This window comes from Clostridium sp. (assembly GCF_018372875.1).
GTDB lineage: Bacteria > Bacillota > Clostridia > Clostridiales > Clostridiaceae > Clostridium.
Window position 1 is genome coordinate 12,594 of sequence record NZ_JAHAIF010000016.1, and the last position, 12,358, is coordinate 24,951.

Consider the following 12,358-nt stretch of genomic DNA (forward strand, 5'->3'; position numbering starts at 1 on the left):
TATTGCGATTTAGTTAGCTTTTTCTGCTAATTGCCTTTTATATTCTTTATATAACCCAACAATCTCTTTATCAAATAAACTTCTCTTTAATCTAACAGAAGTTGATCTAACCATTTCTAATATAACTGAAGCTTCTTCATTAGAAAGTTCTATATTATATTCTTTAAACTTATTTACAATAGCTGCCTTACCTGAATGCTTTCCTATTACTATTTGCCTTTCAAGACCAACTACACTCGGATCAAAAGCTTCATAATTTTTAGGATTCTTTATTGCTCCATCTGCATGAATACCTGATTCATGAGCAAACATATTTGTTCCTACTATAGCCTTCCAAATAGGTAACTCTCTACCTGATGCCTTAGAAACATATTCGGAAATTTCCCTAAACATTGTAGTATCCATGTCCACATCGCAGTCATAAACAAACTTTAATGCCATAACTACCTCTTCAAGGGCAGCATTTCCTGCTCTCTCCCCTAATCCATTAACTGTTACTCCTACATAGTTAGCGCCACCTCTTAATCCCGCTATGGCATTTGCAGTTGCCATACCAAAATCATTATGAGTATGCATCTCAATATCTAGTTTAGTATTGTCATGCAGACATTTAATTTCCTCTTCTATTTGGAATGGTCCCATTACACCAACTGTGTCACAATACCTAAATCTATCTGCACCAACTTCCTTTGCAGCCTTCATGAACTTAATTAAAAACTCTCTATCAGCTCTTGATGCATCTTCACCATTAACAGATACATATAAACCATTCTTCTTAGCATATTCTACAGACTTAACCATATTTTCTAGTACCCATTCTCTTGATGTCTTTAACTTATTCTTAATATGAATATCTGAAACTGATATTGATATAGCTACAGCATCTACTCCGCAATCTATAGACTCTTGTATATCAGATATGACAGCTCTATTCCAAGCCATTATACTGCTTTTTAGATTTCTCTTTACTATGGATTTAATTGCGTTTTTTTCATCTCCACCCATAGTTGGTATTCCTACTTCTAATTGGTCTACTCCTAAATCACTTAACATTGTTGCTATTGCTAACTTTTCTTCATTAGCAAATACAACACCGGCAGTTTGCTCTCCATCTCTAAGAGTTGTATCTACCACATAAATTTGTCTTCCATTTTTTAAATCTTTTACTGGCATAATATCCCCCTTTTCTTATTTCTTTGTTATATCCATTCGATTATCTATATAAAGCCCCAAAAAATTATCAGATATAACAATTTACTATTTTACCATTTTATTCTATCATACCAATTTATTATTAACAATAGAAAGCCAAAGATTTTTGCAAGTTTTATACAATTCCAATTCAATATTCTATATATATTTTTATATTATCACTAAAATACTACTAATTATTGCAAGATTAATTATAAAAATTGCATCATATACAAAAAGGATGCAACTTAATTGCATCCTTTTTCTACTTATATGTTGACCCGTGTGATTCTGTATGGGTTATTCTGTCATCTCTTTCATGTGATTTTCCAGATCCGAATCTTTCATCTAAGCTTAGATATCCTGTTACTCTTGAAATTCCTTGTATGTCATTACCTCCACATTTAGGGCATAAACACTCGTGGTTATGCAAAGTTTCTCCACAATCTTTGCAATATCTTATATGAAAATTAATACCAAGATAACTTATGTTAGTATTTTTATATGCATAATCAATTATATCTTTTATTGTATCTCCTGTAGGATTATCATCTACCTCTATATAGCTGATATGGCCTCCATTACAAAGCTTGTGGTAAGGTGCTTCAATATCAACTTTATCTTTAATTGATATTGGAAAACCAACAGGTATATGATAACTATTTGTATAATATTCTTTATCTGTAATTCCCTTCAAAATACCAAACATCTTTTGGTCTTGTTTTATAAACTTTCCCGAAAGACCTTCTGCTGGTGTAGCATAACAACTCCAGTTAAGATGAGTTTTTTCAGTTAACCTATCTATATTACTTCTAAGGAATGTAATTATTTTTTCACCAAGTTCCCTTGAAGCTGGATCTTCCCCATGATGCTTTCCTGTTAAAGCTACTAAAGTCTCTGCTAAACCTATAAATCCAATTCCCCAAGTTCCTTGTTTTAATATTGGTTCTATAGAATCTTCTTCATTAAGCCCTTCTGAACCTTTCATTAGATGCTGTCCTGCAACAAAAGGTAAATCTTTAACTCTTAGCCTCCTTAATATTCCATACCTATGCATTAATGCTTCTTCAGCTAAATCAATTCTCTCTTGAAATAATTTAAAGAATTTATCAATATCACCTTTTGCTTGAAGCCCTATTCTAGGTAAGTTTATTGTTGTTGGAGCTATATTTCCTCTTCCTTTACATCCTGGTTCCCCATTAATATTTTTCATTAGATATGTTCTACATCCCATAGTAGCTGGCATATATCCCTTATCATAATATTCCTTATTAAAATCAGCATCAATATTCATAAAAGTAGGATTCATCCTTTTAGCTGCTACTCTGCAAGCTAATTTATATAAATAGTAATATGGATCTCCCTCTTCTCTATTAACCCCCTCTTTTACTCTAAATATAATATTAGGGAATATAGGCTGCTCACCCTTTCCTAATCCCTTTTCATATTCTTCTAAAAATATTTTACAAACTAAAGCTGCATCATCACTGTTAGGAATACCTATATTAACAGAACTAAATGGAACTTGAGAACCAGCTCTAGAGTGCATAGTATTTAAGTTAAAAACTACACCTTGCATTGCTTGATGTATTCTTTCTGCTACCTTTTTTTCTAGTATACCTTCTATTCTTTCGCTTGAAACTCCTAATTCTTTTAATTCCTCTTTTATTTCTTTTCTTGTTGGTTCAACAAATATACCTAAATCATTATCAAAATCCGGATGAGATTGACCTCCAAACATGTCATTTTGTGTTGATTGTAGAAGTATACATGATAATTCTGCTGCTGTCTCTATTCTTTTAGGTGAATTTATTGTTCCATATCCTGTGTTAAAACCTTTTTCTAACACCTCTCGAGTAGGAATATGAAGACAATTTGTAGTTAAATTATAACTATCTAAATCATGATAATATAAATCTCCTGTTTCATGAGCCTTTGCTAATTTCTTAGGCATACTAGCTAATGTATGCCATTTATTTGATTCAGATGCTATTCTTAAAAGTTTAGAACTAAAATTATTTCCCACATTAGCATTATCTCTATCTGTTTCGTACCCTATCTGTTGAATTGCTTTCATTAAATCAGACTTAATTTCTCTAATCTTTGTTCTCTCTTTTCTATAAGTTGAATACGATATAGCAATGTTTTCATGTCCGCTATCTCTTAATGCCTTTTCAACTAAATTTTGAATTTCTTCTACAGATATATTTTCTTTCTCTGTCATTTCTATGTAATTTATAACCTTTTGCACACAGTCAAAGACCTGACTAGTCTTTAGGCTTACCCCCTCTTCAGTAGCTGCCTTCTTTATAGCGTTAGATATCTTATCGATATTAAACTCAACTGTTCTACCATCTCTTTTAACTACATATAGCATTAATAGCTCCCCTTCCATACAATATATTGTGCCCACCACCTTTATAATTATACTTTATTAAATCTCTCACTTCAATATTCCACAATTTTCAATTTTGTCAAAATACCTTCATTTACTATACTATTTGTCCAATTATCTTCACTTTTTATTTTTTTGTATTATTTTTCTAATAAATGAATAAACTAGTGCTATACCTATTTTTATTTTTGTTAAGGAGATAATTATGAAAAAAAGATTAGCTATAATAATAATAACAACTTTACTAGGAAGCTGCCTTTATGGTTGCAATAAAAAAGAAGCAGTTAATACTACTAATGTAGTAGAAAACAAATATTATTTTCCTTATACAGGAGAAGAATGTGATCAAACTTCTATGAATAATACTCCTTTTATGGTTATGGTAGAAAACTCACCAGCTGCTCGTCCACAAAGCGGTTTATCACAAGCAGATATTATTTATGAAACATCTGCTGAAGGTGGGATACCAAGATTTATGGCTTTATTCCATAGTCAGTCACCTTCTACAATTGGACCCGTTAGAAGTGTTAGACCTTACTATATAACACTTTCTAGAGAAAACTCGCTACCTTTTGCCCATTGCGGTGGTTCATTAGATGCATTAAACGAAATTAAACAGGATAATTCTATAATGAGTATAAACGAGATATCTAAAGAACATTACTTTTGGAGAGATTCTACAAGGAAAGCTCCTCACAACCTATATACATCATCTGAAAAAATACGCAGTTTTATATCTACTACTGATTGGAATGTAAAGCCTAAAAACTTCTCTGATTTTAATAATGAATATTACAAGAAGAATAATTATAAAGCATGTGATGATATTTCAATAACTATTAATAATCATTACAACACTTCCTACACTTATAACAATAATGTCTATACTAAATACATGGATGGTGAAAAAGCATGGGATATGGCATATGAATCTCCTCTTGAATTTTCCAACGTAATAATACAAAAAACTGATATAAAGTTGGGGGAAGATGGATTGCACCTTGATATAAACCTAATTGGTGAAGGTGATGGTCTTCTATTAAGTAACGGAAAAATTTTAGATATCAAATGGAGAAAATATAGTGAACTATCTGAAACCAAATTATATGATATGAACGGAAATGAACTTCCTCTTTCCACTGGTAAGACTATTTGGCATATTGTAGATAACAAAACTAGCATTAAATATTAAATATAAAAGAATCTCGCAAAAGCGAGATTCTTCTTATTATGGTCTTATAATGTTAGTACAATTCTTTAAATCCTTATTTTATTATTGAATAACCTTATCACTTTTGATATAGTTAACTATATCAATAGTGATAAGGTTTTAGAAAATTACATATATTATTTATATAAATATTAGGAGGTTTTTATATGCAAAAGATAGGCATAATTACAGATAGCGCTTCAGACATAACAAATGACATTATAGAAAAATATAATATAAAAGTTGCACCTTTTAGAATAATATATTCAGATAAAGAATATGAGGATAAAGTTGATATAACTCCTGAAGAGGTATATTCTTCCTTACACAAGGAGATTCCTACAACTTCTTTACCAAATGTAGAAAGAATAAATGAGATACTAGATGAATTTGAAAAGGAAGGATACACTCATATTATATCTATAAACATTTCTAGTGCTCTTTCTGGCACTAGTAATTCTATTAGATTAGTACTTGAAGACCATCCTAAATTAACTTCATTTGTATTTGATACAAAAACTTTAACAATGGCAGAAGGTTGCTTAGTTATAGAAGCTGCAAAATTAGTTGAAGAAGGAAAAACCTTTGAAGAAATCATATCTATATTACCAACATTAAGACCTAAGGTTCAATGTTACTTTACACTTAATACATTAGAATACTTAAAAAAGGGCGGAAGAATTGGTAAGGTATCAGGAACAATAGGTGAAATATTAAGTCTTAAACCAATTATAGAAGTTGGTGATGATGGTATTTATAATACTTATGCAAAAGTAAGAGGAAGAAAGCAATCTCTTACAAAGTTACGTAAGATATTAGATAGTTACTTAGAAAAAGGTAAATGTAATGTTTGGGTTCTTCATGGTCATTCTGAGGAAGACTGTAAATATCTTTACAATTCCTTTAAAGATTTAGATAATATAAATAACATAGAAACTGGTTCAATTGGTCCTGCTCTTGGAGTTCATACTGGTCCTGGTCTAGTAGGTTTCATAGTTCAAGAGGTAGAATAAATTAATGAATGATTTATCCTCTATGAGTCCTCAAGAGCTAAAAGCTGCAGAAAAGCAACTATATGAAGAATATAAGCAAAAGGTTGCTCAACTAAAGAAGGTTCAGAAGGAAAAGGAAGCTGTAGGGCAGGTCTTTACAAAAGGACTTCTCCCTATATATGTCCTTTACATCTTAAGTCTTGGCCCTTCAAACGGAAATGATATATCACACAAAATAGGTGAAAGAACTGGTGGTTTATGGATTCCTAGTACAGGAGGTATCTACCCTCTTCTAAAAAAATTAGAAAAGCAGGATTTAATTATTGGAGAATGGGATGATCTGAACAAAAAATTTCAAAAGATATATACTTTAACTCCACAAGGAATGTTAGAGTTTGAAAATAAAAAGCAACTTTTAAAACCTAAAATCGAAGAAGCATTAAAAGTCTTTAAAATAATTTATCGAGATATTTATTAGATATACTTTTTATAAGTATATCTTTTCTTTTTATTGCCATGCTAAATATAAGGAGGTAGTAAAATGAGAGGAATAATAATTGATAAGAATTTTTCAGAAGCTTTTGTATGCCTTGAAGATGGTGAAACTATTTCAATTCCATCATCTGAAGTTACAGATTCTAATGTAGGAGATATGATTACACTATCTAATATATCAATTCCCACAAATTATAACTCTAACACTAATTTGATAAATGAAAAGTTGCTAGACTTTTTTTAGGTAAAATAAAAAGGTGGAGTGGATACTTATTTTGCTTGTTCCGTCGCTACGCTCCAAGTCAAATCAAAACAAATATCCCTCCTCTCATACTGAAGGTAAGGAAATTATAAACTCATTATCCTTGATCTTATATTTTCCTAAACATTAAAAAAGATGCCTTTTGGCATCTTTTTATTAATTAATCACCACAAGTAATTGCACTTACAGGACAACTTGCTTGGGCATCTGCGGCTGCATCTTCACAATTTGAAGGAACCTCATCAACAATTACATGAGCCTTTCCATCATCTTGTAATTCAAACACCTCTTCACAAATAGATGGACATAATCCACATCCTATACAAGTATCTTGATCTACTACTGCTTTCATTATTCATTCTCCTTCCTATAGGAATTTACATACATAGCTTACCCAAGGAAGAAAAAATTATTACTTTAACTAATATAATCCTTCAAATATTAAAGAATATAGTGGACTATCTATTACATACTCTTCTGCTTTACCTTCTTCTAAAGCTTCTGTAAATTCTAAGTCTATTGGTAACTCACCTAATAATGGTAGCCCTAAATATTCAGCATGCTCTTCTGCTGACTTCTTACTAAATACTCTTATTTTTTTATCACAATCTGTACATGTGATGTAAGACATGTTTTCAACTACACCTTTTATTTTTATACCTATCTTTTCAGCCATTATTACAACTTTTTTAACTATCATTGACACCATATCTTGAGGTGTAGATACAATTACTAATTCTTTTATAGGGAAATCCTGCATTACTGTTAAAGCTATATCCCCTGTTCCTGGTGGCATATCTATTAATAAATAATCTAAATCTCCCCACTCAGTATCTACATACATTTGGTTTAAAACTCCAGTTATTACTGGCCCCCTCCAAATAACAGGTTGATCTTCAACTTGTGTAACTAAATTCATAGACATAACTTTTATACCTGAATTAGTTTCTACAGGTATAAACTTCACTGTGTTCTCATCAATAGGAATTATTTGACCTCTCTTTTGGTTTATCCCGAAAAATCTTGGCATAGAAGGTCCTGTTATATCTGCATCTAATACACCAACAGAATAACCTTTCTTTCTAAGCATTGAAGCCATTATTCCTGTAACAGTAGATTTACCAACTCCACCTTTACCACTAATTACTCCTATAACATTCTTTATATTACCATATTTAGGTAAAACTTTAATTGAACATGTTGATGTACCTTGTGAAGAACATGTTCCTTTACTTGGACAATTATCACAACTACTCATTTCCTCTTCCTCCATTGTATATTAATTACCACTCATCTGGTTTTTCTCCTGGGTTTCCTATGTATATATCCCAGCTTTTATATTCATAATTTCCTACTACATAATAGGTTTCATAAACTTTATCCTTTTTATTATCTACAGTTATTACAGTTCTAAATTTCTTTGAACTATAACCCTTATTCTTTACAGTTATCACAGTATCAAATTCTTCTGAATTATTATTAATCAACTTTGTACCCGCAACAACTTTATCTAAGTTTTTTTCAAACTTTTTTAAATCAACAGAAAACATATATTTTAAACAATCTACGTCTCCAGTTATATCTATACCTACCTTATTATCCCCTTTTGATAATTCATCCTTTTTTAATTCTAATACCTGCAATATAGAATTATAGTAAATATCCTCAAAGTCTCTTGGTTTTCTTATAAAGGATAAATTTTGAGTTATACTATCATCTAGGCTTTTTGAAACAAGATAAGAGTTATTGTCGTCATAAAAGTTCCCTACTCCTCTTTCATCTACACTAACTACATAGTTGTAGGACTTAACTTCATCTCCCATATATATTTCAAATACATAGTCTGGATCAAGGGAAGTTTTTTCATCCTTAATATTTCCCTTTGAAAGTATCTTATATATATTTTGTATTGCACTCTGATCATTTACAATAAATCTAAAACCAGCATCTCTTGAGCTTTGAATAATTATTTTATCTACTTTATTTTGAAGTAAATAATCAAAATCAGTATTTCTTAAGCCAACCTTTACTAAAGCAGTATCTATTACACCACACCCCGTTAAAGACATACATATAAATATAAATACAGACACTAAGGTAAATTTATACTTCTTCACTTTCCTTTTTTCTCTCCTTTTGTTTTTGAATAAAATATATAGCTAATCCAAATATAAATGTAAAGATAGCTATAAATTGTGATGTGGATAAAACTCCAACACTTCCTCTTGGATCATTTCTTAAAAATTCTACTAGGAATCTTCCTACACTATATATAATAACATATAAGGAGAAAATATGTCCGTCTACCCTATTCCTTTTAGAGTACCATATAAGAAAAGCTGCTAAGGCAAAATCAAAAATAGCAGAATATATTTGTGTTGGATATAAGGGTACCCCTGCTGGTGCTAAAGCTCCTTCTGGAAATATTATACCAAACTTTCCTGTGGTTTCAGCTCCATAGCAACATCCTGCTAGAAAACATCCTATTCTTCCAAAACCTTGTGCTAATGCTACTCCAGGAACAACACAATCAAATATTTTCATAGTATTCCACTTATTATTTCTACAATAAATGTATATAGATAACGCCCCTAGTATAATGGCTCCATATATAACAAACCCCTCACCAAAATTTAATAAAATAGATGGATCTTTAATTATATTTTTAAGCTCAGTTATTATAAATAACAACTTACCACCTAGGACACCACATATAACAGCTATTACAATTAAGTTAAATACTTTATCTTCATCATACCCTAACTTTTCGGCTCTCTTTGTAAACATATATCCAGCCACAATTACACCTATGGCAATCATAAGACCATAACTGTAGACATTATGTCCAAAAATTTCAAATAAAACTAACCTCATGACTCCTCCTTACTTTATAATCTAATAAATTAGGAGAAGCTTAATAGCTTCTCCTAATATTTAAATTATAATACTTTAAGTTATTAATGGCAAATTCTTATTTCTTTTGTGCACTAATGCTTGACACTATTACATCATATATAGCATTCATATTATCTTTATATGATCCCTTCTTTGCTGTAAAAGCAAATTTACCAACCCTTGTATCATCTAACCTTAAGTAATAATTTGTATTTATAAAAGAATACCCATTCTCCACCTTAGTTGTATATTCTAATTTAATTCCCTTATAACCATTACAACTATAATTTTCAATATTCTCATTACTATGCTTAAGGGCAAGATTGTCTATATCTTTTTGTGCTAATACCTTAACATCTTCTTCAGTACTCAATAATTCTACATATCCCATTATATTTTTTTCTTCGCTATTAAACTCTGCTTGATAAAGTTTATATGAGTTTTCTGCTTTTTCTTTGACTACCCAAGTTTCTGGTATAGAATATGAATATCCCTGATTCTTCATTGAAAATTCATCTAGAGAACTTATATCATTATCTAATAAAGCTACCTGTTTGAAATTATTATTAAAGAATCTTTGAGAAAAAATTAATATTATTACTAGAATTACTAATATAGCAGTCATTAATAATTGCTTTTTTTTCATTTAATAAGGTTATCCTACTTCATTGGAACTACAACTGTTGAATTCTTATAATCGTAGAACATTAACCAACAACCTTCTTTATCTTTGTCACCACTCATCCAAGTAACAAAACCTGTCTTTCCAGCGTAAGGTTGTTCATCTTTATCCTTCTTTCCTGGAACCCCGTAAACTATATACTTTAGGTTTCCTTTTTTATCACATTTATAGCCAAGCATGAAATAGCCATACTTCTTAATATATGGATAGTAGTTTAACATTGGATAATATGCTATTGTATACTTATTATAATTAGATATATTGCACATGTCATCTAAACTCTTAATATTAACTTTATACCATTTACAATACTTAATTTCCTTAAACTTATTTTTAACCTCTTCAAAGTCCTTAACAATATTCTCAAAGAATTCACCTAGTGAACCTCTCATTTCAAAATCATAAGGATCTAATTCCTTTTCTTCTACTATTTGTGCTTCATATTCATCAAACCTATATTCTTCTGACTCTATTGCATCTCTCTTTTTACAAGCTCCCATGCAGCCCATATTTTCTGTATATTTTTGATCGCAATAGTTTATCTTTTCACACTTATCTTCTTTTTCTTCTTTTTCTTCTTTTTCTTCTTTATGATGATCCTCTTTGCATTCATCATGTTTTTCTTTCTTTTTAACTTCTTCATGATAGTCTTTATCATCTTTCTTACACTTATCTTTCATTTCATCCTTGCATTTATCTTCATGATTGTCTTTATGTTCTTTTTCTTCATGATGCTCTTTATGTTCAGGCTCTACACACTTAACTTCTTCAACCTTTTTTACTTCTTTTTTTACTTCCTTAACTTCTTTTACTTCTATATTCTCTTTATTCTTGTCAATATGCTTTAACACTTTGCACTTCTTCCAACTATCGCCTACATTCTCGCCATTCATAAATCCATACATTAAATATGTAAGTTCTCCGCCTACATACTTACATATTGCGGCACCAGAAATCTTATCATAAGAAAAATCTAAACCTGCAATATTATTTACATAATACTCTTTAGATGCTTCTCCTTTTCCTATATCACTAATCTCTAATACCCCTAAATCTACTATTTGCTTCATGTCTTTCTTATAACATATAAGTAAAATAGAATACTTTTCTTCTTTCTTTAAGTTTTGTGCATAAAAAGAAATCTTGCATTTATCTCCTTTAGCTTCTATTTTTGCATAACCTGACAAGGCTTTTTCACCTGAAGCAGCATGAGTTTTCTCATCCTCCTGTAAAATTATAAAGTTTCTATACAATTTATTATGTGCCAAACGCCTATTCCCTCCACATATATTACTTCAATACATTATATGCTTAGCGGTCCTTATTATTCCTTTGTAAGTATTCCTTAAAAAAATAAAGGTAGATGTATTTATCTACCTTTAAAGCATTAACTATTTCTTATATTAATTATATTATCAGATAACAAAGCAAATTCATGTAATGATAAAGTTTCCCCTCTTCTCTTTTGATCTATACCCGATAATTCAAAAGCCTTCTCTATCTCTTCTTTTTTCATACCTAAAAATTTAACAGCATTCCACATAGTCTTTCTTCTCATATTGAATGCATTTCTAATTATTTCAAACATAAGTTTTTCGTCTTTAACTTCTACTCTTTTTTCAGATAACCTATCTAATCTTATTACTATTGAATCTACCTTTGGTCTTGGTATGAAGCTTCCTGGAGATACCTTTCTTACTATTTTAGTATCACAATAATATTGAACAAGTAATGATAGAGCCCCATATTCTTTACAATTAGGTTCTGCATTTATTCTCTCTGCAACTTCCTTTTGAATCATTATAGTTAAAGACTTAAAATTATAATTATCCTTAAGTAATTTAACTATTATTGGAGTAGTAACATAATAAGGTAAGTTTGCAACTAGCTTAACACTCTTCTCATCACCAATAATCTCATTAAAATCAACTTTTAATGCATCCTTATGTATAAGTGTGAAATTTTCATACTGTCCAAGTTCTTCTTGAAGTATTGGAATTAAATCATTATCTAACTCAATTGACACAACCTTCTTTGCCTTACCTATTAACTGTGCAGTTAATGAACCTACCCCTGGACCTATTTCTATTATTAAATCATCTTTATTTACTTCTGCACCATCTACTATATCAGTTAATACTGAATCATCTATTAAAAAGTTTTGACCTAGGCTTTTTGAAAACTTAAAATTATATTTTTTTACTAAATCTTGAGTTTTATAATCTTTTATATCCAT

The 12,358-nt window shown here is 30.2% G+C and carries 13 protein-coding genes; 4 read left to right on the top strand and 9 right to left on the bottom strand.

The window, feature by feature from the left end:
- Positions 1-9: 9 nt before the first annotated feature.
- The gene (gene nifV, locus KIB46_RS07085) at positions 10-1,173 is read right to left on the bottom strand and encodes a homocitrate synthase (protein ID WP_291671284.1); all 1,164 of its coding nucleotides are present in this window, start codon (positions 1,171-1,173) and stop codon (positions 10-12) included.
- A gap of 283 nt (positions 1,174-1,456) precedes the next feature.
- Complete coding sequence (nrdD, locus tag KIB46_RS07090; protein WP_291671285.1) at positions 1,457-3,568, bottom strand: anaerobic ribonucleoside-triphosphate reductase; 2,112 nt, start codon at positions 3,566-3,568, stop codon at positions 1,457-1,459.
- A gap of 223 nt (positions 3,569-3,791) precedes the next feature.
- On the opposite strand from nrdD, the gene KIB46_RS07095 reads away from it, so the two are divergent.
- The 4 genes from KIB46_RS07095 (at position 3,792) to KIB46_RS07110 (ending at position 6,527) form a co-directional block, all read left to right on the top strand.
- Positions 3,792-4,778, top strand: coding sequence for a DUF3048 domain-containing protein (locus KIB46_RS07095; protein WP_156562762.1), 987 nt, complete (start codon positions 3,792-3,794; stop codon positions 4,776-4,778).
- A 185-nt stretch (positions 4,779-4,963) separates the two neighbouring features.
- Positions 4,964-5,809 (top strand): DegV family protein, encoded by an 846-nt coding sequence (locus tag KIB46_RS07100; RefSeq protein WP_156562760.1) that lies wholly within the window; start codon positions 4,964-4,966, stop codon positions 5,807-5,809.
- A 4-nt stretch (positions 5,810-5,813) separates the two neighbouring features.
- Positions 5,814-6,266, top strand: coding sequence for a PadR family transcriptional regulator (locus KIB46_RS07105; RefSeq protein WP_156562757.1), 453 nt, complete (start codon positions 5,814-5,816; stop codon positions 6,264-6,266).
- Between the two features lie 63 nt (positions 6,267-6,329).
- Complete coding sequence (locus KIB46_RS07110) at positions 6,330-6,527, top strand: hypothetical protein (RefSeq protein WP_156562755.1); 198 nt, start codon at positions 6,330-6,332, stop codon at positions 6,525-6,527.
- Positions 6,528-6,705: 178 nt separating this feature from the next.
- On the opposite strand, the gene KIB46_RS07115 is transcribed toward KIB46_RS07110, so the two are convergent.
- The 7 genes from KIB46_RS07115 to rsmA all read right to left on the bottom strand — a co-directional run bounded on the left by KIB46_RS07115 (position 6,706) and on the right by rsmA (position 12,358).
- Complete coding sequence (locus KIB46_RS07115; RefSeq protein ID WP_027098550.1) at positions 6,706-6,897, bottom strand: ferredoxin; 192 nt, start codon at positions 6,895-6,897, stop codon at positions 6,706-6,708.
- A 69-nt stretch (positions 6,898-6,966) separates the two neighbouring features.
- Positions 6,967-7,803: an Mrp/NBP35 family ATP-binding protein gene (locus tag KIB46_RS07120; RefSeq protein WP_156562752.1), complete on the bottom strand. Its 837-nt coding sequence runs from the start codon at positions 7,801-7,803 to the stop codon at positions 6,967-6,969.
- Positions 7,804-7,828: 25 nt separating this feature from the next.
- Positions 7,829-8,662, bottom strand: a complete 834-nt coding sequence (locus KIB46_RS07125; protein ID WP_291671286.1) for a hypothetical protein — start codon at positions 8,660-8,662, stop codon at positions 7,829-7,831.
- Positions 8,649-9,419, bottom strand: coding sequence for a prolipoprotein diacylglyceryl transferase (locus tag KIB46_RS07130; RefSeq protein ID WP_156562749.1), 771 nt, complete (start codon positions 9,417-9,419; stop codon positions 8,649-8,651). The genes KIB46_RS07125 and KIB46_RS07130 overlap by 14 nt, the downstream gene beginning before the upstream one ends.
- Positions 9,420-9,516: 97 nt before the next feature.
- Positions 9,517-10,086 (bottom strand): hypothetical protein, encoded by a 570-nt coding sequence (locus KIB46_RS07135; protein ID WP_291671287.1) that lies wholly within the window; start codon positions 10,084-10,086, stop codon positions 9,517-9,519.
- A gap of 14 nt (positions 10,087-10,100) precedes the next feature.
- Positions 10,101-11,390 carry a hypothetical protein gene (locus tag KIB46_RS07140; RefSeq protein WP_291671288.1) on the bottom strand — a complete coding sequence of 430 codons (1,290 nt, stop codon included), beginning with the start codon at positions 11,388-11,390 and terminating at the stop codon, positions 10,101-10,103.
- A 119-nt stretch (positions 11,391-11,509) separates the two neighbouring features.
- Positions 11,510-12,358, bottom strand: a complete 849-nt coding sequence (gene rsmA, locus KIB46_RS07145; RefSeq protein ID WP_156562742.1) for a 16S rRNA (adenine(1518)-N(6)/adenine(1519)-N(6))-dimethyltransferase RsmA — start codon at positions 12,356-12,358, stop codon at positions 11,510-11,512.